This is a genomic window from Bradyrhizobium sp. HKCCYLRH2015, from assembly GCF_051168215.1.
Taxonomy (GTDB): Bacteria; Pseudomonadota; Alphaproteobacteria; order Rhizobiales; family Xanthobacteraceae; genus Bradyrhizobium.
The window spans coordinates 522455-546941 of the sequence record NZ_JBNPUO010000001.1 but is presented as its reverse complement, the minus strand read 5'-3'; the positions used below and the strand labels follow the sequence as shown (position 1 = coordinate 546941).

Here is a 24487-nt window from a genome sequence, read left to right as displayed (position 1 = left end):
CTTCCTGATCCAGATCAAACCGCCGCGAAGTGTTCGGCGCGGCGGCGCACCAATCGGTCATGCTGATCAGCCGAAGTCGAGCACCACGCGACCGTCGATCTTGCCGGCCTTCATGCGGTCGAAGACGGTGTTGATCTCCGACAACGGCGCCGTGGTCACCTCGGCCGTCACCTTGCCGTCCGCGGCAAACGCAATGGCTTCGTCGAGGTCACGCCTGGTGCCGACGATCGAGCCGCGCACGGTGATGCGCTTCAGCACGACATCGAAGATCGGCGTCGGGAATTCGCCCGGCGGCAAGCCGACAAGGCTGACCGTCCCCTTGCGGCGGACCATGTGCAGCGCCTGGGCAAAAGCCGGCGTCGACACCGCGGTGACCAGCACGCCATGAGCGCCGCCGCCGGTGATCCGGATCACCTGCTCCACGGCATCCTTGTCAAGCGCGTTGACGGCATGTTCGGCGCCCGCCTCCAGCGCGAGTTTCAGCTTGTCATCGGCGATATCGAGACCGATCGCCTTCAGCCCCATCGCCTTCGCGTACTGGATGGCGACATGACCGAGGCCACCGACGCCGGAGACCACCACCCACTCGCCGGGCCGCGTGTCGGTCTCCTTCAAGCCCTTGTAGGTGGTGACGCCGGCGCAGAGGATCGGGGCGATCCTGGCGAAGTCCACATTGGCCGGCAGACGCGCGGCGAACGCCGCGGACGCGATCACGTATTCGGCAAAGCCGCCATTCACGCTGTAGCCGGTGTTGTGCTGGTGCTCGCACAGTGTCTCCCAGCCGGTCTCGCAATACTCGCAGCGCAGGCAGGCATCGTGCAGCCAAGCCACGCCCACGGCGTCGCCGACCTTGAAGTCGGTGACCCCTGGCCCGAGCGCCGCGACGATGCCGGCCGCCTCGTGACCCGGGATGAACGGCGGCACCGGCTTCACCGGCCAATCGCCGGAGGCGGCGTGAAGATCGGTGTGGCAGACGCCGCAGGCCTTCACCCTGACCAGAATCTCGCCGGGTCCCGGCGCAGGAATTGGAACGTCCTCGATGACCAGCGGCTTGCCAAAGGCTTTGACGACGGCGGCTTTCATGGTCTGCATCTGTCTGCTCCTCATGTCGCGGCGCAAACTAACGACGTCGGAGTCGTCCGGTCTTGATCGGCGTCAAGCCGCGCCGCCGCATGAAGTAACAGTTTGATGACAGCGCAATGCGCCCGTTTCTGTCAGGCGTGAAATTTGAGTCCGTCGACGACCTTGTCGACCACCTTGCGCTCGGCACGAAACGCCAGTCCCACCAGATTGAGATCGGTGCGCGCCACCGCCTTCACGGCATCGCGGTTGGCCTCGTCATGCGTGGTCTTGAACATGTCCTCGGTGTAGAGCGCAGGCTTCACGCTGCGCGACAGCGCCCGATCCAGGGCACGCGCCAGCGCGGCACGATCCGGCGCGCCGTAGATCAGGATCGGCTGCCCGATCAACGCGTGATACAGGGTTGCCGAGCCGTCCTCATAAGGTGCGCCAATGCATTCGGGAAATGCGGCGGCGATGCCACTGGAAAGAAACGCCGCGACGTTGAGCTTCTGCCAGGCCTCGAGATCGTTGCGGATGATCAGCGCGATCTTGGTGTCGAATTGCATGTCACTTCCGGGGTTCGATGTCATCGAACGCCGAGAATAGCCGAGCCGTTCTCGGGGTGAAGCATCGAAATGAAAGCGGACGTGGAACCCCGGCAGCCGAGCCGTTGAGATCATCAGACTTGAATCAACCCTTGGCGTCGCAGACCCAGGCGCGGATGACGCATTCCTTGCCGCCATATTTGTAGCATTCCCGGGTCGCCTCGTTGAGTGAGGTCGAGATCGTCGGCCGAACAGCATAGCCGTGGGCGCCGCAGGGATTGGTGAGATCGACCGCGAACGCGGCGCAGGCCTTCTTCATCGTCACCGCGGTGCAGTCGCCCTTGCACTGCTTGAGCGCGGCGGCCTTGGCGAGATGCTCCGCCGGATAGTCGAACGCCTGGCCGTAGGCGGCGCACTGGCCCATGGCGAAGGCGCCGGCGGCGTGGGCCGGGCTGATGGCGCTGGTGCTCGCGATGCGCGCGGCAGCAACGATCACGGTCAGTCCAAATGCAAACAGCGCGAAACGTCGCGCAGCGGTCGAAATGATCACTCTCTCCTCCCCCGAGGCCCAATGTCGGCAAATCTAGCCGGGGGTCGTTGAGACTTGGTGAATGGGAGGTTGAGGGCGGGCTACGTGGGCTCAGCCACGCCGCGCGGCTTCCAGCGCCTGCGGCGTGTCGATGTCGAGAAACGCACTGTCACCATCGACCGGCACCTCGGCGACGGCCTCGGTGTGCTTGGCGATCAGGTGCCGCGCGCCGACGTCGCCGTCCAGCGTCATCAGCTCGGCGAAGAAGCGGCGCGACCACAGCACGGGGTTGCCGCGGCGTCCCTCGGACACGGGCACCACGATCAAATTGCCGCGATCAGGCGCGAACGTGCCGATCAGACGGTCGAGCAGATCCGAGGACACCATCGGCATGTCGCCGAGGCACACGACCGCGCCATCGACGCCCTCAGGCACCGCGGCAATGCCTGATTTAACCGAGCTGGCGAGCCCGCCGGCGAAATCGGGATTGCGGACGAAGCGGACCTTCAGGTCGGACAGCGCCTGTTCGACCAGCTCGGCCTGATGACCGGTGACGACGATGACTTCGCAGGCCCTGGAGGCCAGCGCCTGCTCGGTGACCGTCCGCACCAGCTTCTTGCCGTCGAGCTCGGCCAGCAGCTTGTTCGGTCCGCCCATCCGGGTCGAGCGTCCGGCGGCAAGCACGACCGCGGCGACCTTGCGTTCGCCCTCGGCCTCCGGCTTGGCACGCGGCTGCGGCCGCGTCACGATTTCCATCAGCAGGCCGCCGACGCCCATCGCGGTCAGCTCGGCGCGGGTGACCTTGATGCCGGCGAGCAGCCGCATCAGCACCCAGTCGAAACCGTTCTCGGCCGGCGAGCGGGCGCAACCGGGCGCGCCGAGCACCGGCACACCGCCGGCATTGCCGATCAAGAGCAGATTGCCGGGATCGACCGGCATGCCGAAATGCTCGATGGCCCCGCCGATGCCGGTGATCGCGGCGGGAATGACGTCGCGGCGGTCGGCGATCGCGGACGCGCCGAACACGATGACGAGCTCGGCGCCCAGCGCCAGCAGCTCCCTGATCGCAGCCGCCAGCGCGGCCTGCTCATGCGGCACGCGGCGCTCGGCGATGATGGTGGCGCCGGCCGGTGCGAGCCGCTCTGCGGTGACGCGCAGCGTCTTGTCGATGACCTTGGGCGCGAGCCCAGGAAGAAGCGTCGAGACCACGCCGACGCGCTTGATCACATAGGAGGCGATGCTGAGCGCGCCCCTGCCCGCCGCAGCGACGGCGGCATCTCGCAGGCGGCCTTCGACGCCGAACGGGATCAGCTTGACGGTGCCGACCATCTCGCCTTCGACCACCGGCTTGAACGCCGGCAGGGTCGCAAAGGTGATGGCCTCGTCGACGCCGTTGATGCGCTCGACCGCGGCGCGGTCGATCATCAGCACGCCGGGCTGCGCCGCGAACAGATTGGCGCGCCCGGTGAAGGCGCGATCGACGTGAATGCCCGCGCCGGCGACGACCTTGGCGACATCGGCGGCCGCCTCGTCCTCAGAGACGTCGCCGGCCTCGAGCCGGACGACGACGATCTCCTTGACCTCTTCCCGGGCCAGCGCCTCGACCTCCGCGGGACCGATCAGCGTGCCCTTCTTCAGCACCAATGATCCCTTGCGCAGGGTGTGCACCGTCACCCCGCCGATCGCATCGGCCGGACTGGCAGGACCGAACTTCATGCCGCCTGCTCTTTCTCCTTGGCCGGCAACCGCAACGTGGCGGTGATCTGGGCCATGATCGAGACCGCGATCTCCGACGGCGACACCGCGCCGATGGCGAGCCCGATCGGCGCATGGATGCGGGCGATGTCGGCGTCGCTGGCGCCCTGCGCCCGTAGCCGATCATGACGCTTGGCATGCGTCTTCCGCGAGCCGAGCGCGCCGATGTAGAAGCAGTCGCGCGAGAACGCGTGCAGCAGCGCCGGATCGTCGATCTTGGGATCATGCGTCAGCGCGACGAAGGCCGTGTAGTGATCGACGTTGAGCGGCGGCAGCGCCACGTCGGGCCATTCCGCGATCAGCGGCACGTCGGGGAAGCGTTCGGGGCTGGCGAAGGCCGTGCGCGGATCGACGACGGTGACGTCATAGCCCAGCGACTTGGCGATCGGCGCCAACGCCTGGCTGATATGGACGGCGCCGATGATCACGAGCCTGGCCGTCGGGGCGTAGACGTTGAGGAACAGCCGCTTCCCGTCCACCTCGACCATGCCGCTCTTGCCCATGCGCAGATGCGTCGACAGCTCGTTGCGCAGCGGGTCAGTCGCGATGGCGGCGGCCTTGACCAGGCGCTGCGCGCCGGACGCGACGTCGGTGACGAGAATGGCCGGGCGACGCGCGGCACGCTCGGCGTTCAGTTCTGCCAGCGTTGCAAGTTGCATCGGTCAGCCCACTTTCTCGACGAACACGCGGATGGTGCCGCCGCAGGACAGCCCGACGTTCCAGGCGGTCTCGTCGGCGACGCCGAACTCAAGCATCTTCGGCTGGCCGCTGGAGATCACGTCCAGCGCCTCGGTGACGACCGCGCCCTCGACGCAGCCGCCGGACACCGAGCCCAGGAAGGTGCCCTCGTCGTTGATCACGAGGTTGGAGCCGACCGGGCGCGGGGCCGAGCCCCAGGTTTCGACCACGGTGGCGAGCGCCACGCCGTGACCGGATTTGTGCCAGTCCTCGGCGGCCCTGAGGATGTCTTCGTCGCGATTGAGCATGGTCATCTCCCTCTCAGGCGGCGGGCCGGATCGCGCTGCGCTGATGCGGCGGCAGCGGCGACGACAGCGCCGAGATCAGCGTCTCGATCGAGGTCAAGTTATGCACCGGGCGGAATTCGTCAACGTGGGGCAGCATGGTTTTGATGCCCTGCGCCTTCGCCTCGAAGCCGGAATAGCGCAGCAGCGGGTTGAGCCAGATCAGCCGCCGGCAGGAGCGGTGCAGCCGGTCCATCTCGAAGGCGAGCTTGCTGTCGGCCTCGCGCTCCAGCCCGTCGGAGATCAAGAGCACGATGGCGCCCTGCCCGAGCACGCGCCGCGCCCACTGCTTGTTGAAGGTCTGCAGCGAGGTGGCGATCCTTGTGCCGCCGGCCCAGTCCTCGACATTCGCCGAGCAGCTCGCCAGCGCCTCGTCGGGATCGCGCTGGCGCAGCGCCCGCGTCACGTTGGTCAGCCTCGTGCCGAACAGGAACACCGAGACCCGCTTGCGCGCATCGGTGATGGCGTGGAGGAAGTGCAGGAACAGGCGGGTGTACTCGCTCATCGACCCGGAGATGTCGAGCAGCGCCACGATCGGCGCCGGCTTCTCGATCCGCCCCAGGCGATGGAAATTGATGATCTCGCCCTCGGTGCGCAGCGCCTGGCGCAGGGTCTTGCGCATGTCGATGCGGTGGCCGCGCGGATCGGTGGTGTGGCGGCGCGTCTTCAGCTCGGCCTGCGGCAGCCGCATCTTGGCGATCGCCCTGGTGACGTCGGCGATCTCCGCCGCGCTCATCTGCGCAAAGTCCTTCTTCTGCAGCACCTCGCGGTCGGACACCGAGAGCCGCAGGTCCTGCTCCTGCGCCTGCGGCTCCTCATGCATCTGCGGCTGCGACATCGCCTCCTGGACGCGGCGCGAGGCCGGCGGCGGCTTCTTCTTGGCGTGGTCCGGCAGCGGCACCGAATCGAGCATCGACTTCCATTCCTCGGCGGGACGGAAGAACAGGTCGAAGGCCTGGGCGAAGATCAGCGCGTGCTCGTGGCGCTTGACGAAGATCGATTCGAGCGTGGCGAAGACATCCGGCCGCTTGCCGATGTCGATGACCTCGAGCGCGGTCATGGCATCGATGACGGCGCCGGGCCCGACGGGCAGGCCCGCGGCGCGCAGCGCCCGCGCAAAGCCAGCGATGTTGTCGGCGATGCCGCCGGTCGGCGGCGCGAGGTGATTGATGCTGGTGGGCATGGCTCCATCCCCTCGTCATTCCGGGACATGCGAAGCACGGGCCCGGAATCCATAACCACGATCGTGAGTATGGATTCCGGGCTCGCCCTCCGGGCGCCCCGGAATGACGACCGTTGTTGTTGCGCGACCCCGCCTCAAGTCTCGCTGGTCGCGTCCTTGATCACCTTCTGCAACGCATCGCCCTGCATGCGGGCGATGTCGTCCTGATACTTCAACAGCGCGCCCAGCGTGTCGCCGACGACCTCGGCGTTCAGCGAGCGCGCATCGAGCTCGGTCAATGCGGTCGCCCAGTCGAGCGTCTCGGCGACCCCCGGCGACTTGTAGAAGTCCTGGTCGCGCAGCGCCTGGACGAAGCGCACGATCTGCTGCGACAGCCGCTGCGAGATGCCGGGCAGCCGGGTCTTGACGATGGCGAGCTCGCGCTCGGCGGAGGGATAATCGACCCAGTGATACAGGCAGCGCCGCTTCAGCGCGTCATGGATCTCGCGGGTCCGGTTCGAGGTGATGATGACGATCGGCGGATGCGGCGCCTTGACGGTGCCGAACTCCGGGATCGTGACCTGGAAGTCGGAGAGGATCTCGAGCAGATAGGCCTCGAACGCCTCGTCGGCGCGGTCGAGCTCGTCAATGAGCAGAACCGGCGCGCCGGCGACATCCGGCTCCAGCGCCTGCAGCAGCGGGCGCTTGATCAGGTAGCGGTCGGCGAAGATGTCCGACGTCAATTGATCGCGGTCGACCTCGCCGCCCGCTTCCGCCAGCCGGATCGCGATCATCTGCGCCGCTGAATTCCATTCGTAGACGGCGGAGGCGACGTCGAGACCCTCGTAGCACTGCAGTCGGATCAGCTTGCGACCGAGCGCCGCCGAAAGGACCTTGGCGATCTCGGTCTTGCCGACGCCGGCCTCGCCTTCAAGGAACAGCGGCCGGCCCATGCGCAGCGACAGATAGGTCACCGTCGCCAGCGATCGCTCGGCCAGATAGCCGCGCGAGGACAACAATTCGAGCATCGCGTCGACCGATGCTGGCAGGGCCGGAGCACTCATGGGCGAGACCGCTTCCTTCTTCACGCGTCCGTCACGAAGCCGGAGCCTCGGGTTCGGCGGCTCCCTCCGACGCGGTTGAGGCCTTGGCGCCGGTATTGGCCGCATCGACCGCACGGCGCGCCAGCACGCCGATCAGATGGGCACGATATTCGGCGCTGCCGTGAATGTCGCTGTTGAGGCCTTCGGCCGAGACCGGAATGCCTTCCAGCACCTTCGGCGAAAACCGCTTCTGCAGCGCCTCCTCGAAGGCGGTGACGCGGAACACGCCGTTGCCGCCGGCCCCGGTCACGGCGACCCGCACGTCCGACGGACGGCGCGCGACGAACACGCCGACCAGCGCGTAGCGCGAGGCCTGGTTGCGGAACTTCACATAGGCCGCCTTCTTCGCCAGCGGAAAGCTCACCTTGGTGATGATTTCGTCGGGCTCCAGCGCGGTCGTGAACAGCCCGAGGAAGAACTCCTCGGCCTTCAGCTTGCGCTTGTTGGTGACGATGGTGGCGCCGAGCGCGAGGCATGCCGCCGGATAGTCCGCGGTCGGATCGTTGTTGGCGATCGAGCCGCCGATGGTGCCGCGATGGCGCACCGCGGGATCGCCGATCAGGCTCGCCAGATGTGCCAGCGCAGGAATCGCCTCGCCGACGGTGGCGGAGTTGGCGACGTCGGCGTGACGCGCCATCGCGCCAATCACGAGGTTGCGGCCCTTCACCTCGATCGTATCGAGCCCCTCGACATGGGAGAGATCGACCAGATGCGGGGGGCTTGCGAGCCGCTGCTTCATGACCGGCACCAGCGTGTGGCCGCCGGCGACCAGCTTGGCGTCTTCGTTCTTGGTGAGGAGATTGGCGGCCTGGCGCACGGTCGCCGGCCGATGATATTTGAATTCGTACATGGGGAAATGTCCTGTGCGCAGCGGGCGGACTAAGGCGAGGTCAGACGTTTAGGCGAGGTCCGATTTGGCCATCGCCTTGGCGCCGGCGGCGATCGATTGCACGATGTTCTGATAGCCGGTGCAGCGGCAGAGATTGCCCTCCAGCTCCTCGCGGATGGTCTCTTCGCTGAGCTCATGTCCCTTGCGATGGACGAGATCGACCGCGGTCATGATCATGCCGGGCGTGCAGAAGCCGCATTGCAGGCCATGGTGCTCGCGAAACGCTTCCTGCATCGGATGCAGCGGCGCGCCGTCGGCGGCGAGCCCCTCGATCGTCCTGACCTCATGACCATCGGCCATGACGGCCAAGGTCGTGCAGGACTTGACCGCCTTGTCATCCAGATGGACGACGCAGGCGCCGCATTGCGACGTGTCGCAGCCGACATGGGTGCCGGTGAGGCGCAGATTCTCGCGCAGGAACTGCACCAGCAGCGTCCGCGGATCGACGTTCGCCGTGACGGGATTACCGTTCACAATCATGGAAATCTTGGCCATTCAGGACTCTCTATTATCCGCGCCACAGCGTTGCACTGCAGCGCAGCCCAGCAAAATCAGTTGAAAACCATCATATGGGCGCTCCCGGCGGCGGGCAACCTCGCCCCCGGCCGCGCATGGGTCGGTTGCGATCAACCTTGAACCGCCTTGGCGAAGTTGGCGAAGAACTCGTCGGCGAGTTTCTTGGCGGTGCCGTTGATCAGCCGCTGGCCGAGCTGCGCCAGCTTGCCACCGATCTGCGCTTCGACATTGTAGGTCAGCAGCGTGCCGCCGTCCTTGTCCGCCAGCGCGACGACCGCGCCACCCTTGGCGAATCCGGCGACACCGCCCTCGCCTTCGCCTGAGATCTTGTAGCCGTTCGGCGGATCGAGATCGCTCAAGGTCACCTTGCCCTTGAAGCGCGCGGAGACCGGTCCGACCTTCATCTTGGCGACGGCGCGGAGGCCGCCATCCTCGGTCCTCTCCAGCTCCTCGCAGCCGGGAATGCAGGTCTTGAGTACCTCCGGATCATTCAGCTTGTCCCAGACCTGCTCTCGCGAAGCGGCCAGCTGGACCTCGCCCGTCATCGTCATTGCCATGTGCATCTCCCCCCGATTGGCGCGGTTAGAGGCATTCAAGTAAAGCACCGAACGCCCAAAAGGAAGGGCGGGCAGCGCCCGGAAGCGTTGCAGAAAAGCCGGAGCACCGCAGCATTCCGGACCTCGTCACCGTCGGGTTTTGATTGGCAGACGGCGGCGGCGGTGCTTAGTTCGCCATCAAATCTGCACGATTCCTCCGGCGGCGCGACCGCCTGCGACAAGGATTCCGCCCATGCCGATGATCGATGCCGACGGCTGTCTGTTGAATGTCACCGTCGAGGGCCGCGACGGCGGGCCGACCCTGATGCTGTCGAACTCACTCGGCTCGACCCTGCAGATGTGGGAGCCGCAGATGCGCGCCTTCACGCAGGTGTTCCGCGTGATCCGCTATGACCGGCGCGGTCATGGCAAATCGCAAGTGCCGCCCGGGCCCTACTCGATCGAGCGATTCGGCCGCGATGCGCTGGCGATTCTCGATGACCTCAACATCGAGAAGGTGCACTGGTGCGGCGTGTCGATGGGCGGCATGGTCGGGCAGTGGCTCGCCGCCCATGCCCCTGAACGCGTCGGCAAGCTCGTGCTCGCCAACACCACCTGCTACTACCCCGATCCGGCAATCTGGGACGCCCGCATCAAGGCGGTCGAGGACAGCGGACTCGCTGGAATCGCCGACACCGTCATCGCCGGCTGGCTGACACAGGAGTTTCGCGATCACAATCCTGATGTCGCCGATCGGATGAAGGCGATGCTCGTGGCCACGCCCGTCGAGGGCTATCTTGCCTGCTGCGCGGCACTGCGCGCCTTGGATCTGCGCGAGGATCTGCCGGCCATCAAGAGCCCTACCCTCGTCGTGGCCGGCCGCTACGACAAGTCGACGCCGATCGCGATGGCGGAAGCGATCCGCAGCCGGATCGCCGGCGCCAGCATGACCATCGTGGATGCCGCGCACATCTCGAATGTCGAAGCGGCAGGCCAGTTCAACGATGCCGTGCTGGGCTTTCTGACCCAGCGCTGATGCACCGCGACGGATCGGGGCGTCATGCCTGCTGCGGCGACGGCGTCGCCGTGGACTCCATCATCTTCGGCGGAGCGGATGCGGAGGACGGCGAGGCCTGCGTCGACGGCTTCTCCACGAGCATGACGATGGCCGTGCCGAGCAGCATCAGGAGTTCCGTGGCATGCAGACGCAACGCCTGGGGCTCCCCGACTTTGGCGGCCATGATCATGCTGAAGAAGGCGAGCATGCTGCCGAAGCCGAGCCCGATCGACAGCGCCTCGACATAGCCGGCCACCTTTCGCACCCGCGGAACCAGGATCAGCACCAGGAACATCGCGAAGAAGCCTGCGACCGTCAGTCGCGCCAGCGCAAGCAGCCAGGCGGCACGGACCGTCTCGATGCCCGACAGCTGCAGATGGTCGCTGATGAACAGCGCCACCGCGATATTCGGCCGCGCGAACAACCCCTGGATCGGCGAAACCATGATCTGAAACGCGATGATGGTCCAGGCGGGCACGAAATAGAGCGCCAGCAGCACACCGTTGACGCAGCTGAGCCGCCAATTCCTGATCACGCAATCCTTGATCATGTCACGCCCACCTTTGCATCCCACAAACCGCCCGTCCGGCCGATTTCCAGACGAGCTAACGCCCGGCAAACCCGCACGGCAATTTAAACCATTTGTTTACCTTAACAGGGGGCGACAGGCGCGAGAGTCCACCGTCCAATCGCCGTGGAGACGGTGCTGATGACCTCGCCGGTCAGGCCTCGAATATCCGCGTGACAGCGGCCTTTCCGGCCATCGACGCGTCCTCGAACATCTGCATCGCATCGAACATTGCGCCCGCTCGGTCTTCACCCCCCGCGATGCGGCTCCTCCGGCGAAAGACCGCCGTCGCCGACGCCTGCATCGGGGCACGATCGATGCGCCGGCAGCCCGATCGCGGCGGCAGCCGCTGATATCGTCCAGGCGCCTCGCAATTCTGTGCCGCCCCATCGGTGTTCTTGACTAGCGTCAAAGTAGCCGAACAATTAAATACTATCTTAACACGAGCACGACTGCGTTTCGCACAGCGGGATGGTGATGCGGCAGGCAGCTGCCGAGCGGGAGTACCGCATGAGAGTAGCTCGGATCTTCGTCGGCATCCTCCTGCTCGCCGGCGGCCTTTACATCCTGATCGGCGAGCATTTCGCGGGAACTTCAGGCGACGCGACCGTCAATGCCCGGCTGTACGTCGTGCGCGCGCCGATCGAAGGCCGCGTGACGCTGGGGGTGAGCAATATCGGCGCCAGGGTCAATGCCGGGGAACTCATGGCCGAGATCGTCGATGACCGATTCGACACCACGCGCCTGCTCAATCTCGAGCGCGAACGTGACGAGCAGAAGATCGCGCTCAAGCGGGTTCCAGCGCAGCGTTCGGCGCTCGAGCAGGCCCGGGCCGCCTTCGCGACCCAGTCGGCCAACTACAAGACCGGCCGCGTCCGGCAGATCGCGGCACGCATCGCCGAGGCAAAGGCGGCGGAAGATGCCGCGGCCGCCCGGCTGAAGCTCGCGGATCTCACCTTCACGCGGGCCAACGAGCTGAAGGAACGCGGGGTCCAGACGATTGCCAGCCTCGACCAGGCCAGCGTGTCGCTCGACATCGCCAAGCAGGATGTCGAAAGCGCGAAGCAGCGCACCAACTATTTCGAGACCGAGCTGGGCTCCGCGCAATCGGGGGTCTTCATCGGCGACTCCTACAATGACGTGCCGTTCTCGATGCAGCGCATCCACGAGCTCGACCTGCGTCTCGCCGAACTTGCCGTGGACGAGCAGCAGATCCAATCCCGCCAGCTCCAGTACGAGCAGCAGATCAACGCCGAGCGCGTCCGGATCAATCGACTGACCTCGGCGACGCTGAGGGCCCGCGTACCGGGCATGGCTTGGGACTTCCTCGTCGACGATGGCGAGTATGCCCGTCGAGGTCAGGATCTCGTCAAGCTGGTGGACTGCAACAGTCTCGTGGTGACCGCGAGCGTTCCCGAAAGGCTCTACGACAGCCTGTCGATCGGTGTCCCGGTGCAGTTCCGTCTGTTCGGCGACGACCGGATATTCGATGGAACGGTGACACGTCTCGGCGGCTCGGGCGCCTCGCAGCTCTACGCCAATCTCGCCGTCGGCCCGACGCCGCAGCACTTGCAGCGCTTCGACGTCACCGTGGCGGTGCCAGATCTCGCCAAGCAGCCGGACCTGTCCTGCGCCATCGGGCGCACCGGCCGGGTGATCTTCACCAGCGGACCGGTCGCGGCATTCCGCCGCTTCGTCGCCCGGTACGGCTACTGATGCCGACGCTGTCACCATTTCTGTCCGCGTTCGCAGTCATTGCAGTCGTCATCGGACTGCGCCTCCTGGTGTTGCCCCTCCTGGACCCGCGGAAATGGTACTGGCGGGCCCTGCTCCTGAGCGGCTCGATCCTGCTGGCCTGGCGCTATGTCGCCTGGCGCTTCACGGAGACTCTTGCCCCGCTTGGCCTTACGCCGGATGGGATCCTCAGCTGGGGCTTCGCCATTCTCGAAGCGCTCACCGTCGTGTCGTCGTCCTTCGCCTTCCTGATCCTGACCCGAACCAAGGAGCGGACGACGGAAGCTGATCGCCATGCCGGCTGGTGGCTTCCGAGGCCGCCGCCTCGGGTCGACATCTTCATCACAACCTATAACGAGCAGCTCGAAGTCCTGGAGCGAACCATCGTCGGCGCCAAGGCCATCACTTATGCGGCATTACGCGTTTTCGTCCTCGACGACGGCAGCCGGGCCTGGCTCCAGAATTACTGCGCCGAGCACGGCATCGGCTATGTCGCCCGTACCGACAAGTCGCACGCCAAGGCCGGCAACATCAACAATGCCTTGCGGCTGCGCGCGGCGGATGCGGACCGGCCGGACTTCGTCGCCGTTCTCGACGCCGACTTCGTGCCTCATGTCGACTTCATCGAGCGGACGATGGCGCTGTTTCACGACCCGGCTGTCGGCCTCGTACAGACGCCGCAACACTTCTTCAACCCGGACCCGATCCAGCACAATCTCGGCATCGGCGCAGCCTACCCCGACGAGCAGCGCCACTTCTTCGACAACGTCGAGCCGGCGCGCGACGCCTGGGGCATCGCCATGTGCTGCGGGACCTCCTCGATATTCCGCGTCTCCGCCGTGGAGGAGATTGGCGGCGTCCCGACCGAGAGCGTCACCGAGGATTTCCTGCTCACGCTGCGCCTGTCTGCACACGGCTATCAGACCGTGTACCTGAACGAGGCGTTGTCGGAGGGATTGGCGCCGGAAGGCCTTGCGGAATACGTCGTGCAGCGCGGCCGCTGGTGCCTCGGCCTCATGCAGATCGCGCGCAACGTCTACAATCCGTTCGGCTCCCATGGTCTCGATGTCTTCCACCGGCTCAGCGTGCTCGACTCGCTGCTCTACTGGACGTCGACCTATCCGTTCCGCCTCGCCGCGCTGATCTGTCCGCTGCTTTACTGGTGGGGCGGCGTGACCGTGGTGAATGCCTCGATCGCCGACATCATCCGGTACTACGGCCCATATTATCTCTCGATCATGTACACGCTGAACTGGCTGTCCAAGGGACTGTTCATTCCGATCGTCAACGATGTCTCGCAGATCGTCGCAGCATGGCCCGTGCTCCGTGCCGCCGCTCTCGGCCTTCTCTCCCCCGGCCCACACAAATTCTCGGTCACCGCCAAGGGCGGCGACCGCGCCAAGATCATCGTCCAATGGCCGCTGATGCGGCCCTTCCTGATCCTGATGACGCTGACGGTCGGTGGCCTGATCGTGTCGCTGACGTCCGATTTCGTGTTCAATACCACGGCGACCGCGGGAGACGGCGTCGTCATCGTGATGTTCTGGACGGTCTACAACATTCTGGTGCTGTCGGTGGCGATCGCCGTTTGCATCGATCGTCCACGCTACAACCGGCCGCAACGTCAGATCGTCGAGCCGATAACCCTGACGGTCGACGGCAAGGCGCAACGCGGCTGGATCGTCAATCTCGGTCCCGGCGGCGCGCGCGTCAGCGGTCCCGTCGGCCTTGCGACCGGCACCACCGGCACGCTCACCCTGCCCCTGCTCGGCGAAATCCAGACCAAGGTCGCGGCTCCGACAAACGACGGCTACCGGCTCATATTCGGCGTAACGCCGCAGCAGCGCGCCCAGATCATCGAGCGACTACACACGGCAAGTGGAGTGCCGGGCGCCGACAGCGGCGATCTCGGCCGCATGCTGAAAGAACTCGCGCGAGCCGTGGCCGATTGAGGAGAACACGATGACCAGGCGACGGTGGAGCTTACAGACTACGGTGTTCCTCGGCGGCGCGACGCTGATCCTCGTGACGGCGCTGGCCGTGGCCATTCTCTATTCGGCGTCTCTGCAGCGGCGCGGCGAGGAACTCGCGATCGAGCAGTTGAGGACCCGCGGTGAGCTCAGCACAAACCTGCTGGCGCGACAGATGTACGGCACGTGGAGCGACGTGTCGCGGCTCGCCGCGATCATCGACCCAGCCGACATCGCCGAGGCGCGCCGACAGATCCAGTTCGTGAGCGAGCTCGAGCCGCGCTATGCCTGGCTAGGCATCGCCGACCCCGGCGGCAAGGTGATCGCGAGCAAGGACCGGATGCTGGAAGGACGAAGCGTGGCCGACATGCGCTGGTTCCGGCAGGGTCTCGGGACGCCGACGGCTGTTGATGCCCACGAGTCGGAGGCGCTAGACCGGTTGTCGCAGACCGCTTCGGGATCGTACCGCTTCATTGCCATGTCGGCTCCGCTGATGCGCGACGGCACTCCCGGCGGCGTCATCGGGGCTCAAGTCGATTGGAAATGGGTGATCGAATCCGTCGCGGCGCTGGCGTCGCGCAACATAGACCTGGTGTTGCTGTCGCGCGAAAGTATCGTGCTGTTCGGGCCGCCGGATCTCGTCGGCAAGCAACTGACGATCGGCTCGGCGCAGGCCGCAAGCCGCGGGGCCTCGGTCGCGCTCATCGAGCGATGGCCCGACGACAAGGACTATTTCACCGTCACCATCCCCACCGTGGGCTACGCCGATCTGCCGAGCTTCGGCTGGTCCGTCCTGGTCCGGCAGGACGCCGTTGCCGCGATGGCCCCGACCCGCCAGTTGGTGCGCTCGTTCTGGTTCAATGTTGCCGGCGGCGTGTTCTCGATTCTGGTCCTGCTCAATTTCGCCGCGCAATGGGTGGCGACGCCGATGCGCCGTCTCGCCCAGGGCGCCGAGACCATGGTGAAAGATCCGTTCTCCGGCCTGCTGGCTCGGGAAACCCGGTACGACGAGGCGACGCGGCTGCGCGACGCCCTGGTCCGGCTTCAGTCGAAGCTGATGGGGAAAGTGCCTGGGCCGCCGGAAGACAGCGGTAGCGGCATATAGCGGCGCCGCAACCAGTGCGAGAACCCCCCTTTTCGGCGCTCGGTGCTGGGTTCCCTGGCGTTCGTTTGATGGCGACGGCCGGCCCCGAGGAAGGCAGGGGAACCGCGCCATCAAAGGAGGCGGGATAAGCCCGCAATTGTGGCACTGCACGCTGTTGCGGCACCCGGTTCCTAGCTGTTAGTACTGCCGCACGCGTCGCCTTGGGCGCGGGTGCATGTCCAGGCATACCAGCACCCGCTCTGCAAGGCCCCCGCCGCGTTGCGAACCGGTATCGGCAGTCTCACCCACGGCAGTTCATGGATTATTTCGCGCAACAGCTCATCAACGGCCTCGTCCTCGGCTCGATCTACGGCCTGATCGCCATCGGCTACACCATGGTTTACGGCATCGTCGGCATGATCAATTTCGCCCATGGCGACATCTTCATGATCGGCGGCTTCATCGCGCTGATCTCCTTCCTGGTGCTGGTATCGCTGGGCCTGACTGCGGTTCCGGTGATCCTGCTGATCGTGCTGCTGGTGTCGATGGCCATCACGGCGCTCTATGGTTGGACCATCGAACGCGTCGCCTATCGCCCGCTGCGGCACTCGTTCCGCCTGGCGCCCATGCTGTCCGCCATCGGCATGTCGTTCGTGCTCACCAACTATTCGCAGGTGTCGCAGGGCGCGCGCGTCAAGCCGGTGCCGCCGATCATCACCGGCGGCTACACGCTGCACGAGGGCGCGAGCGGCTTCGTCGTCCAGCTCTCCAACATCCAGATCGTGGTGGTCATCACCACCATCGTTCTACTGGCGCTGTTCACCTGGCTGGTATCCCGCACGCGGCTCGGCCGCGACATGCGCGCCTGCGAGCAGGATCAGACCATGGCGGCACTGCTCGGCGTCGACGTCGACCGCACGATCTCGATGACCTTCGTGATCGGCGCGGCGCTCGCTGCCGTCGCCGGCATGATGTACCTGCTGTATTACGGCCTGGTCGATTTCTTCATGGGCTTCGTCGCCGGCATCAAGGCGTTCACGGCGGCGGTGCTCGGCGGCATCGGCTCGCTGCCGGGTGCGATGCTCGGCGGCCTCGCGATCGGACTGATCGAGACGTTCTGGTCGGCCTATTTTTCCGTGGAGTACAAGGACGTCGCGGCGTTCTCGATCCTGATCGTGGTGCTGATCTTCCTGCCGACCGGCCTGCTCGGCCGGCCCGAAGTCGAAAAAGTCTGAAGATGGAGTCCGCGTGAGCGCGTCCCTTCCCGCCTCGTCGAAAGGCTCCGAACCGGTTGGAGCCGCCTTCATCCTCAGGAAGGCCTTTCTCAGCGCACTGGTCGCTCTCGGCCTGTTCTCCCTGATGGTCGGCGTCCGCACCGAAGCGGGCCAGAGCGGCCAGCTCGTATACTGGACCCGCTTCGGCGACCTTGCCAGCCTGGTTGCGGCGGTGTTCGTCGGCTCGATCGTGGTCGAGCTGCTGCGGCTATGGCTCGGACCGCGCGGCGGCCTCGGCAGCTTCGTTCCGCCGTCCGTGCAGAGCGGCATGTCGGTCGCCGGCCGCTATCTCGCGCCGGCGCTGCTGATCTTCACCCTCCTGGTGCCGGTGATCTTCTACAATCAGCGTTATATTCTCGACCTCGGCATTTTGGTCCTCACCTACGTCATGCTGGGTTGGGGCCTCAACGTCGTGGTCGGTCTCGCCGGCCTGCTCGACCTCGGCTACGTCGCGTTCTACGCCGTCGGCGCCTATTCCTACGGCCTGCTCTCGACCACCTTCGGCCTGTCGTTCTGGATCTGCCTGCCGCTCGCCGGCATCCTCGCCGCATTCTGGGGCGTGCTGCTCGGCTTTCCGGTGCTGCGGCTGCGCGGTGACTACCTCGCCATCGTCACCCTGGCCTTTGGCGAGATCATCCGCCTCGTCCTCATCAACTGGCAGGACGTGACCGGGGGTCCCAACGGCGTCTCCGGGATTCCGCGACCGACGTTGTTCGGCATTCCGCTCACACCGGGCGAAGGCGGCCTTGCGTCGATGCTCGGCATCCCGTTCTCGCCGACGCATCGCATCGTCTTCCTGTTCTATCTGATCCTGGCGCTGGCCCTCTTGACCAACTGGGTCACCATCCGGCTGCGCCGGCTGCCGATCGGCCGCGCCTGGGAAGCGCTGCGCGAGGACGAGGTCGCCTGCCGCGCGCTCGGCATCAACATCACGACCACCAAGCTGACCGCATTTGCGACCGGCGCCATGTTCGGCGGCTTCGCCGGCGCCTTCTTCGCGACGCGCCAGGGCTTCATCAGCCCGGAATCCTTCACCTTCCAGGAATCGGCGCTGGTGCTCGCCATCGTCGTGCTCGGCGGCATGGGATCGCAGCTCGGCGTGGCACTGGCGGCGCTCGCCATGATCGGCGGCTTCGAGCTGTTCAGAAGCCTCGAGGACTACCGCATGCTGGTGTTCGGTCTCGCCATGGTGCTGGTGATGATCTGGCGTCCCCGCGGCATTGTCGGCCATCGCGCGCCGACCGTATTCCTGGAAAAATCCAAGAGCATCTCTTCGGACCTCGTCAAGGAAGGCCACGGATGAGCTCCGCTCCCATTCTCGCACTCGAAAACCTCACCATGCGCTTCGGCGGCATCGTCGCCGTCAATGCGCTGTCGTTCACCGCACAACGCACGCAGATCACGGCCCTGATCGGCCCCAACGGCGCCGGCAAGACCACCGTGTTCAACTGCATCACCGGCTTCTACAAGCCGACGTCAGGCGTCATCCGCCTGACCCATGATGACGGCGCGCAGTTCGAGATGCAGAAGCTGAAGGACTTCAACATCTCCAAACAGGCCAAGGTGGCGCGGACGTTCCAGAACATCCGGCTGTTTCCGGGCATGACGGCGCTCGAGAACCTGATGGTCGCGCAGCACAACGCGCTGATGCGCGCGTCCGGCATGACGCTGCTCGGCCTGCTCGGCGTGCCCTCGTGGCGCGCGGCCGAGCAGAGCGCGATCGACAATGCGGTGTTCTGGCTGAAGCGCGTCGGTCTGATCGACCGCGCCGACGACGCGGCCGGCAATCTGGCCTATGGCGACCAGCGCCGGCTGGAGATCGCGCGTGCGATGTGCACCTCGCCGGCCCTGCTCTGCCTCGACGAACCGGCCGCCGGCCTCAACGCGCGGGAGAGTGCGGCGCTGAGCGAGTTGCTGCTGTCGATCCGGGCCGATCACGCCACGTCGATCCTGCTGATCGAGCACGACATGAGCGTCGTCATGGAAATCTCCGACCGCGTCGTCGTGATGGACTACGGCGTCAAGATCGCCGAGGGCACGCCGCGCGAGATCCGCGACGACCCGAAGGTCATCGCCGCCTATCTCGGCACCGATGAGGAAGAGGCCGCAGCCGTGATGGAGGCCGAGGCGTGAGTGCGTCCCTGCTCGCGATCCGCAATCTTCGCGCGTCCTACGGCAAGATCGAAGCGCTGAAGGGCGTCGATCTCGACATCAAGCCCGGCGAGATCGTCGCGCTGATCGGCGCCAACGGCGCCGGCAAGTCGACGCTGATGATGTCGATCTTCGGCCGCCCGCGCGCGAGCTCCGGGCACATCGTCTATGACGGCAACGACATCACGCAGGTGCCGACGCATCAGATCGCGCGGCTGCGCATCGCACAGTCGCCCGAGGGACGCCGCATCTTTCCGCGCATGAGCGTGGCGGAAAACCTGCAGATGGGCGCCGATGCCGGCGAGACGACCGACGCCGAGCGGGCCGCCACGCTGGAGCGCGTCTTCGCGCTGTTTCCCCGGCTGAAGGAGCGCATGGACCAGCGCGGCGGCACGCTGTCCGGCGGCGAGCAGCAGATGCTTGCGATCGGGCGCGCGCTGATGAGCCGGCCCCGCCTGCTGCTTCTGGATGAGCCCTCGCTCGGCTTGGCGCCGCTGATCGCCCGCCAGATTTTCGACGCCATTCGGACACTCAACCGCCAGGACGGCCTCACCGTGCTGATCGTCGAGCAGAACGCCAATCATGCGCTGAAGCTCGCCCATCGCGGCTACGTACTGGTCAACGGCATGATTACGCTGTCGGGCACCGGCACCGAGCTGCTGCAGCGGCCAGAGATCCGCGCCGCCTATCTTGAGGGCGGCCGCCACTGAGGCGGGCCCTCAAAACCCGGCCAGAATGGCCTTAGTCCTTCGTAGGTGTGGTCAAAAATTGCCGGTGACTTCGCCGGAAAATCAGCCACAATGCGCGCGGTCTGCGGCCCGCCGTTCGGGCCGTTCCGTGTCGACCTACCCCCCGCGAGGATTTCTCATGAAACCACTCAAACTCATCGGCTTGGCCCTGGGCGCATCGCTGGCGCTCTCGACCGCAGCTTTCGCCGAAGACATCAACATCGCCGTGGCCGGCCCCATGACCGGCAGTGAATCGGCCTTCGGCCGCCAGATGCAGAACGGCGCCGAGATGGCGGTGGCCGACCTCAACGCCGCCGGCGGCGTGCTCGGCAAGAAGCTCGCACTGCAGGTGGGTGACGATGCCTGCGATCCGAAGCAGGCACGCTCGGTTGCCGAAAAGCTCGCCGGCTCCGGCATTCCGTTCGTCGCCGGCCATTTCTGCTCGTCGTCGTCGATCCCGGCCTCCGAGGCCTATGCCGACAGCAACGTCCTGCAGATCACGCCCGCCTCGACCAACCCGCTGTTCACCGAGCGCAAGCTGTGGAACGTGGCGCGCGTCTGCGGCCGCGACGACCAGCAGGGTCTCGTCGCCGCCAACTACATCGCGAAGAACTTCAAGGGCAAGAACATCGCGATCCTCAACGACAAGACCACCTACGGCAAGGGTCTCGCCGACGAGACCAAGAAGGCGCTGAACAAGGCCGGCGTCACCGAGAAGATGTTCGAGTCCTACAACAAGGGCGACAAGGACTTCAACGCGATCGTCTCCCGCTTGAAGCGTGACAACATCGATCTCGTGTATGTCGGCGGCTATCATCAGGAAGCCGGCCTCATCCTGCGCCAGATGCGCGACCAGGGTCTCAAGACCATCCTGATGGCGGGCGACGCGATGAACGACAAGGAGTTCGCCTCGATCACCGGTCCTGCCGCGGAAGGCACGCTGTTCACCTTCGGCCCCGAGCCGCGCAACAAGCCGAGCGCGAAGGCGATCGTCGACAAGTTCAAGGCCAAGAACATCGATCCCGAGGGCTACACGCTCTACACCTACGCCGCGATCCAGGTCTGGTCGCAGGCGGTGAAGAAGGCCAATACCACCGACGCCAAGAAGGTGATGGACACCATCAAGGCCGGCGAGTGGGACACGGTGCTGGGCAAGCTCGGCTTCGACGCCAAGGGCGACATCAAGCAGATCGACTACGTCGTCTACAAATGGGACGCCAAGGGCGGCTACGCCGAGCTCGGCGGCAAGGGATCCTGATAGGAACTCCCGCTTCGATCATCAGCTGGATGCAAACGCCCCGGTCATCGACCGGGGCGTTTTGTCGAAGCGCCTGAAGGAAATTGCGAAACTCCGTCATACGGAGAGAAAGTAGCAGGCCGGCTCAGCCGGCACAGGCCGAAAGCGATGCGGCCCCCTTCGCCGCGACTGCCGACCGGGCCGTTTCGACGGCGCGCATCAGCTCCGCCGGGCGGAACGGTTTCTGCAAGTACACGACACGGGTCAGCTCGTCCGACATCGACGCGCCATCGAAGGCGTTCATGCCGGAGACGGCGACCACCGGCACGTCGGGAACCAGCGCACGCATGCTACCGATGAGATCGAGCCCATTGGAATCATCGAGATAGATGTCGACGATGGCCGCATCGAATGCCTGGTCGCGGAACAGCTGCAGTCCGGACGCGGCGGTTCCCGCTTCGACCACGTCGAACTGATTGACGCGCAGCACCATGGAGATCATGGCGCGCACATCCTTCTGATCGTCGACCACCAGAATCCGTGGCATCAACTTCTCCAGAATTTTTCCGTTGGACAGCCTACAACATCGAAGGAAATCGAGCACAACTACCGGTATATTTATCTCATTAGCGGTAAAGGTGCAGTTACTTCTACTATCGACTCATTCTACAGAACGTCTCGATCTGGTACCATACAACCTTCATTAGAACATTGATTTTTATCGCGCAAAAGTGGTGGCCGCCGCGTTTTGCACGTTGGCTCTGTTGCGCAGGATTCCTGGAGATGCAGAGCATCGAGGATCATCGCGAAGTCCTTCTGTCGACGTCCACCGCGACGCGCCGAGACCAGATCGCAGCATTGGCTGCGATTGCGATCTCGACCCTGCTGTTTGCCGCTGCCGCTCCCTTTGCAAAGGTGCAGTTGCCGGCAGTGCCTGCGTTCGTCGCGAGCTACCAATCGGCGTTGGCGCTAAACGATCTCATCACTGCGTTCCTGCTGTTCTCCCAGTTCGTGCTGCTGCGCTCCCGACCACTGCTGTGGCTGGCCTCCGGTTACCTGTTCACCGCGCCGGCCTCGCTGCTGCATACGCTGGTGTTTCCGGGGCTGTATTCTCACAGCGGCCTGCTCGACGCAGGGCCGCAGACCGCGGTGTGGATCTACATGATCTGGCACGGCGCGTTCCCGCTGTTCGTTCTCGCCTATGCGCTGCACGACCGTGTCCATCCGACACCCGTCAAATCCGTCGCGCTGTCGCTGTCGGTCGCCATTCTCGGCGTGGCGATCGCGCTTGCGGCACTGACCTGGGCGGTGATCGCCCATGATGCAGCGCTGCCCGCGCTCGTCCGCGCCGACGCTGCCACGCCGGCATTGAAGATCGTGGTCGGCGCCATCTGGTGCGTGACGTCGGCTGCCCTGCTCGTGCTGGCGCTGCGCCGGCCGCACAGCATTCTCGACCTCTGGGTCATGGTGGTGCTGTGCGCCTGGCTGTTCGATCTCTCGCTCTCCTCGCTGCTCAACGCCGCCCGGTTCGACCTGGGCTACTACGCAGGGCGCATCTACGGCCTGCTGGCAGCGAGCTTCGTGCTCGGCGTCCTGCTCGCGGACAATGTCAGTCTGCAGGCAAGACTCACGCGGCTGTTGCAACGGCAGCGCCGCGAGAGCGAGAGCGAGCGGGCACGCTTCATCGCGCGCGAGCGGCTGTTCAGCGCCGTGGTGGAATCCTCCAGCGACGCCATCATCACGCTGACGCTGCAGGGCAAGATCACATCATGGAACCGCGCTGCCGAACACCTGTTCGGATATCGCGCAGACGAGGCGCTCGGCCACGACATCGGCCTGATCGTGCCCGCGGAACGACGCAGTGAGGTCGATCGCATCCTGAGCCGGATCGGGGACGGCGAGAACATCGAGCATCACGAGACGATCCGCCGCCACAAGGACGGCCACGAGATCGAAGTGTCGCTCGGCGTGTCCCCGATTCTCGACGCGCGTGGCGCGGTCGTCGGCGCCTCCAAGGTCGCGCGCGACATCACCGAGAGCAAGCGCACCCGAACCGCCCTGACCCGTGAGACCGAGGAGCGCCGCCGCATCTTCGAGACCTCGCAGGACCTGATCCTGGTGGCCAACTCCTACGGACAATTGATGCAGGTCAGCCCGAGCGCGGTGGACGTGCTCGGCTACCGGCCGGAGGAGATGGTCGGCCGCAATGCCAGCGACTTCGTCTTTCCGCCCGAGCTCGAGGCGGTCCGTAGCCAGATGCGCGCCTGCCGCCGCGGCCGCGACGTCCACAATTTCGAGGCGCAGCTCCTGCACAAGGAAGGCCGCGGCGTCGTCCTGAACTGGATGGCGAGCTGGTCGGACCCGGTGCAGCGCCACTTCTTCGTCGGCCGCGACCTCACCGAGAAGCGCGCCGCCGAGGCGCAATTCCGCCAGGCGCAGAAGATGGAGGCGGTCGGGCAGCTCACCGGCGGCGTCGCCCACGACTTCAACAACATCCTCACCGTCATCACCGGCAGCATCGGCATTCTTGCCGACGCCGTGTCCGACCGGCCGGAGCTCGCCTCCGTCGCCAAGCTGATCGACGACTCCGCCGACCGCGGCGCGCAGCTCACGCGGCAGTTGCTGGCCTTCGCCCGCAAGCAGCCGCTGCAGCCGACGGATATCGACGTCAACGCGCTGTTGAACGAGACCGCAGCCTTGCTGCAGCCGACGCTCGGCGCGCAGATCGAGATCGAGCGCACGCTCAGCTCCGATCCATGTACCGCACTGGCCGATCCGAACCAGCTCGCCACCGCGATCGTCAACCTCGCGCTCAATGCACGCGATGCGATGCCGCAGGGCGGCAAGCTGACGCTGGAAACGGCCAACGTCGCGCTCGACCAGGACTATGCCGACGCCCATAGCGAGGTTGCCGTCGGCGATTACGTGATGATCGCCGTCAGCGATACCGGCTGCGGCATCCCGCCCGCCTATCTCGAGAAGGTGTTCGATCCGTTCTTCTCGACCAAGGGCACCGGCAAGGGCACGGGCCTCGGCCTCAGCATGGTGTTTGGCTTCGTCAAGCAGTCGGGCGGCCATATCAAGATCTATAGCGAGGTCGGCCACGGCACCTCGATCAAGCTGTATCTGCCGCACTCGGCGTCCGCTCCGGCCGCCAGCGCGGGCCTGCAGGCGCCGGACGCGCGCGGCGGCAACGAGACGATCCTGATCGTGGAGGACGATCCGCTGGTACGCCAGCACGTGATCGCCCAGGTCGGCAGCCTCGGCTACACCACCCTGGCCGCAGCCAATGCCGCCGAGGCGCTCGACGTGCTGGAGCGCCATCCGGAGATCGACCTGCTGTTCACCGACGTCATCATGCCCGGCGCCATGAACGGCCGACAGCTCGCCGATGCCGCCCGCGCGCGGCAGCCGTCGCTGCGGACGCTGTTCACCTCGGGCTATACCGAGAATGCGATCGTGCATCACGGCCGCCTCGACGCCGGCGTGCTGCTGCTGCCCAAGCCCTACCGCAAGCCCGAGCTCGCACGCATGATCCGCATCGCGCTGGAGCGATGAAGCAGCG

The 24487-nt window shown here is 65.7% G+C and carries 23 protein-coding genes; 10 read left to right on the top strand and 13 right to left on the bottom strand.

Annotation, left to right across the window (positions count from 1 at the left end; genetic code table 11):
- Nucleotides 1–66: 66 nt before the first annotated feature.
- The 11 genes from adhP to ACQR1H_RS02330 all read right to left on the bottom strand — a co-directional run bounded on the left by adhP (nucleotide 67) and on the right by ACQR1H_RS02330 (nucleotide 9140).
- The gene (gene adhP, locus ACQR1H_RS02380) at nucleotides 67–1092 is read right to left on the bottom strand and encodes an alcohol dehydrogenase AdhP (protein WP_315801129.1); all 1026 of its coding nucleotides are present in this window, start codon (nucleotides 1090–1092) and stop codon (nucleotides 67–69) included.
- A 122-nt stretch (nucleotides 1093–1214) separates the two neighbouring features.
- A complete protein-coding gene (locus tag ACQR1H_RS02375) occupies nucleotides 1215–1628 on the bottom strand; it encodes a DUF2000 family protein (RefSeq protein WP_315759242.1) in 414 nt (137 codons plus the stop codon).
- Nucleotides 1629–1752: 124 nt separating this feature from the next.
- The gene (locus tag ACQR1H_RS02370; RefSeq protein WP_315801130.1) at nucleotides 1753–2157 is read right to left on the bottom strand and encodes a DUF4189 domain-containing protein; all 405 of its coding nucleotides are present in this window, start codon (nucleotides 2155–2157) and stop codon (nucleotides 1753–1755) included.
- A gap of 90 nt (nucleotides 2158–2247) precedes the next feature.
- Nucleotides 2248–3852: a molybdopterin-binding/glycosyltransferase family 2 protein gene (locus ACQR1H_RS02365; protein WP_316238841.1), complete on the bottom strand. Its 1605-nt coding sequence runs from the start codon at nucleotides 3850–3852 to the stop codon at nucleotides 2248–2250.
- Nucleotides 3849–4550 carry an XdhC family protein gene (locus ACQR1H_RS02360; RefSeq protein WP_316176906.1) on the bottom strand — a complete coding sequence of 234 codons (702 nt, stop codon included), beginning with the start codon at nucleotides 4548–4550 and terminating at the stop codon, nucleotides 3849–3851. Before ACQR1H_RS02360 ends, ACQR1H_RS02365 begins: the two co-directional genes overlap by 4 nt.
- 3 nt (nucleotides 4551–4553) lie before the next feature.
- Nucleotides 4554–4877 (bottom strand): XdhC family protein, encoded by a 324-nt coding sequence (locus ACQR1H_RS02355; protein WP_315750017.1) that lies wholly within the window; start codon nucleotides 4875–4877, stop codon nucleotides 4554–4556.
- A 13-nt stretch (nucleotides 4878–4890) separates the two neighbouring features.
- Nucleotides 4891–6096 (bottom strand): vWA domain-containing protein, encoded by a 1206-nt coding sequence (locus tag ACQR1H_RS02350; protein ID WP_316215959.1) that lies wholly within the window; start codon nucleotides 6094–6096, stop codon nucleotides 4891–4893.
- Nucleotides 6097–6230: 134 nt separating this feature from the next.
- A complete protein-coding gene (locus ACQR1H_RS02345; RefSeq protein WP_316238840.1) occupies nucleotides 6231–7139 on the bottom strand; it encodes an AAA family ATPase in 909 nt (302 codons plus the stop codon).
- 31 nt (nucleotides 7140–7170) lie between these two features.
- Complete coding sequence (locus tag ACQR1H_RS02340) at nucleotides 7171–8028, bottom strand: FAD binding domain-containing protein (RefSeq protein WP_315801135.1); 858 nt, start codon at nucleotides 8026–8028, stop codon at nucleotides 7171–7173.
- 48 nt (nucleotides 8029–8076) lie between these two features.
- Nucleotides 8077–8562, bottom strand: coding sequence for a (2Fe-2S)-binding protein (locus ACQR1H_RS02335; protein ID WP_434884305.1), 486 nt, complete (start codon nucleotides 8560–8562; stop codon nucleotides 8077–8079).
- Between the two features lie 131 nt (nucleotides 8563–8693).
- Entirely contained in the window at nucleotides 8694–9140 is a 447-nt protein-coding gene (locus tag ACQR1H_RS02330) for an SRPBCC family protein (protein WP_315801136.1), read from the bottom strand.
- Between the two features lie 232 nt (nucleotides 9141–9372).
- On the opposite strand from ACQR1H_RS02330, the gene pcaD reads away from it, so the two are divergent.
- On the top strand, nucleotides 9373–10155 hold the full coding sequence (gene pcaD / locus ACQR1H_RS02325; protein WP_315801137.1) for a 3-oxoadipate enol-lactonase: 783 nt from the start codon (nucleotides 9373–9375) through the stop codon (nucleotides 10153–10155).
- A gap of 22 nt (nucleotides 10156–10177) precedes the next feature.
- Here the strand turns inward: pcaD and ACQR1H_RS02320 are convergent, their stop codons facing one another.
- A complete protein-coding gene (locus ACQR1H_RS02320; RefSeq protein WP_315801138.1) occupies nucleotides 10178–10726 on the bottom strand; it encodes a hypothetical protein in 549 nt (182 codons plus the stop codon).
- A gap of 528 nt (nucleotides 10727–11254) precedes the next feature.
- On the opposite strand from ACQR1H_RS02320, the gene ACQR1H_RS02315 reads away from it, so the two are divergent.
- The 8 genes from ACQR1H_RS02315 to ACQR1H_RS02280 all read left to right on the top strand — a co-directional run bounded on the left by ACQR1H_RS02315 (nucleotide 11255) and on the right by ACQR1H_RS02280 (nucleotide 20943).
- Nucleotides 11255–12460 (top strand): HlyD family secretion protein, encoded by a 1206-nt coding sequence (locus ACQR1H_RS02315; protein ID WP_315801140.1) that lies wholly within the window; start codon nucleotides 11255–11257, stop codon nucleotides 12458–12460.
- Nucleotides 12460–14430, top strand: coding sequence for a glycosyltransferase (locus ACQR1H_RS02310; RefSeq protein ID WP_434907057.1), 1971 nt, complete (start codon nucleotides 12460–12462; stop codon nucleotides 14428–14430). Before ACQR1H_RS02315 ends, ACQR1H_RS02310 begins: the two co-directional genes overlap by 1 nt.
- 43 nt (nucleotides 14431–14473) lie before the next feature.
- Nucleotides 14474–15553, top strand: a complete 1080-nt coding sequence (locus ACQR1H_RS02305; protein WP_434895329.1) for a hypothetical protein — start codon at nucleotides 14474–14476, stop codon at nucleotides 15551–15553.
- Nucleotides 15554–15849: 296 nt separating this feature from the next.
- Nucleotides 15850–16767, top strand: a complete 918-nt coding sequence (locus ACQR1H_RS02300; protein WP_315801143.1) for an ABC transporter permease subunit — start codon at nucleotides 15850–15852, stop codon at nucleotides 16765–16767.
- A 13-nt stretch (nucleotides 16768–16780) separates the two neighbouring features.
- Nucleotides 16781–18109, top strand: a complete 1329-nt coding sequence (gene livM, locus ACQR1H_RS02295) for a high-affinity branched-chain amino acid ABC transporter permease LivM (RefSeq protein WP_315801144.1) — start codon at nucleotides 16781–16783, stop codon at nucleotides 18107–18109.
- Nucleotides 18106–18939, top strand: a complete 834-nt coding sequence (locus ACQR1H_RS02290) for an ABC transporter ATP-binding protein (protein ID WP_315801145.1) — start codon at nucleotides 18106–18108, stop codon at nucleotides 18937–18939. The genes livM and ACQR1H_RS02290 overlap by 4 nt, the downstream gene beginning before the upstream one ends.
- The gene (locus tag ACQR1H_RS02285; RefSeq protein ID WP_315801146.1) at nucleotides 18936–19667 is read left to right on the top strand and encodes an ABC transporter ATP-binding protein; all 732 of its coding nucleotides are present in this window, start codon (nucleotides 18936–18938) and stop codon (nucleotides 19665–19667) included. The genes ACQR1H_RS02290 and ACQR1H_RS02285 overlap by 4 nt, the downstream gene beginning before the upstream one ends.
- 157 nt (nucleotides 19668–19824) lie before the next feature.
- The gene (locus ACQR1H_RS02280) at nucleotides 19825–20943 is read left to right on the top strand and encodes a branched-chain amino acid ABC transporter substrate-binding protein (RefSeq protein WP_315714776.1); all 1119 of its coding nucleotides are present in this window, start codon (nucleotides 19825–19827) and stop codon (nucleotides 20941–20943) included.
- A 124-nt stretch (nucleotides 20944–21067) separates the two neighbouring features.
- On the opposite strand, the gene ACQR1H_RS02275 is transcribed toward ACQR1H_RS02280, so the two are convergent.
- Nucleotides 21068–21469 (bottom strand): response regulator, encoded by a 402-nt coding sequence (locus tag ACQR1H_RS02275; protein WP_315801147.1) that lies wholly within the window; start codon nucleotides 21467–21469, stop codon nucleotides 21068–21070.
- 236 nt (nucleotides 21470–21705) lie between these two features.
- Between ACQR1H_RS02275 and ACQR1H_RS02270 the strand changes: the two genes are divergently transcribed.
- On the top strand, nucleotides 21706–24480 hold the full coding sequence (locus ACQR1H_RS02270; RefSeq protein ID WP_434907056.1) for a PAS domain S-box protein: 2775 nt from the start codon (nucleotides 21706–21708) through the stop codon (nucleotides 24478–24480).
- Nucleotides 24481–24487 lie beyond the last annotated feature (7 nt).

What these genes read in the sequence shown, in the direction of transcription:
- adhP (WP_315801129.1), bottom strand. Translation starts at nt 1,092, where the DNA reads ATGCAGACCATGAAAGCCGCCGTCGTCAAAGCCTTTGGCAAGCCGCTG.
- ACQR1H_RS02375 (WP_315759242.1), bottom strand. Translation starts at nt 1,628, where the DNA reads ATGCAATTCGACACCAAGATCGCGCTGATCATCCGCAACGATCTCGAG.
- ACQR1H_RS02365 (WP_316238841.1), bottom strand. Translation starts at nt 3,852, where the DNA reads ATGAAGTTCGGTCCTGCCAGTCCGGCCGATGCGATCGGCGGGGTGACG.
- ACQR1H_RS02360 (WP_316176906.1), bottom strand. Translation starts at nt 4,550, where the DNA reads ATGCAACTTGCAACGCTGGCAGAACTGAACGCCGAGCGTGCCGCGCGT.
- ACQR1H_RS02355 (WP_315750017.1), bottom strand. Translation starts at nt 4,877, where the DNA reads ATGCTCAATCGCGACGAAGACATCCTCAGGGCCGCCGAGGACTGGCAC.
- ACQR1H_RS02350 (WP_316215959.1), bottom strand. Translation starts at nt 6,096, where the DNA reads ATGCCCACCAGCATCAATCACCTCGCGCCGCCGACCGGCGGCATCGCC.
- ACQR1H_RS02345 (WP_316238840.1), bottom strand. Translation starts at nt 7,139, where the DNA reads ATGAGTGCTCCGGCCCTGCCAGCATCGGTCGACGCGATGCTCGAATTG.
- ACQR1H_RS02340 (WP_315801135.1), bottom strand. Translation starts at nt 8,028, where the DNA reads ATGTACGAATTCAAATATCATCGGCCGGCGACCGTGCGCCAGGCCGCC.
- ACQR1H_RS02335 (WP_434884305.1), bottom strand. Translation starts at nt 8,562, where the DNA reads ATGGCCAAGATTTCCATGATTGTGAACGGTAATCCCGTCACGGCGAAC.
- ACQR1H_RS02330 (WP_315801136.1), bottom strand. Translation starts at nt 9,140, where the DNA reads ATGGCAATGACGATGACGGGCGAGGTCCAGCTGGCCGCTTCGCGAGAG.
- pcaD (WP_315801137.1), top strand. Translation starts at nt 9,373, where the DNA reads ATGCCGATGATCGATGCCGACGGCTGTCTGTTGAATGTCACCGTCGAG.
- ACQR1H_RS02320 (WP_315801138.1), bottom strand. Translation starts at nt 10,726, where the DNA reads ATGATCAAGGATTGCGTGATCAGGAATTGGCGGCTCAGCTGCGTCAAC.
- ACQR1H_RS02315 (WP_315801140.1), top strand. Translation starts at nt 11,255, where the DNA reads ATGAGAGTAGCTCGGATCTTCGTCGGCATCCTCCTGCTCGCCGGCGGC.
- ACQR1H_RS02310 (WP_434907057.1), top strand. Translation starts at nt 12,460, where the DNA reads ATGCCGACGCTGTCACCATTTCTGTCCGCGTTCGCAGTCATTGCAGTC.
- ACQR1H_RS02300 (WP_315801143.1), top strand. Translation starts at nt 15,850, where the DNA reads ATGGATTATTTCGCGCAACAGCTCATCAACGGCCTCGTCCTCGGCTCG.
- ACQR1H_RS02290 (WP_315801145.1), top strand. Translation starts at nt 18,106, where the DNA reads ATGAGCTCCGCTCCCATTCTCGCACTCGAAAACCTCACCATGCGCTTC.
- ACQR1H_RS02280 (WP_315714776.1), top strand. Translation starts at nt 19,825, where the DNA reads ATGAAACCACTCAAACTCATCGGCTTGGCCCTGGGCGCATCGCTGGCG.
- ACQR1H_RS02275 (WP_315801147.1), bottom strand. Translation starts at nt 21,469, where the DNA reads ATGCCACGGATTCTGGTGGTCGACGATCAGAAGGATGTGCGCGCCATG.
- ACQR1H_RS02270 (WP_434907056.1), top strand. Translation starts at nt 21,706, where the DNA reads ATGCAGAGCATCGAGGATCATCGCGAAGTCCTTCTGTCGACGTCCACC.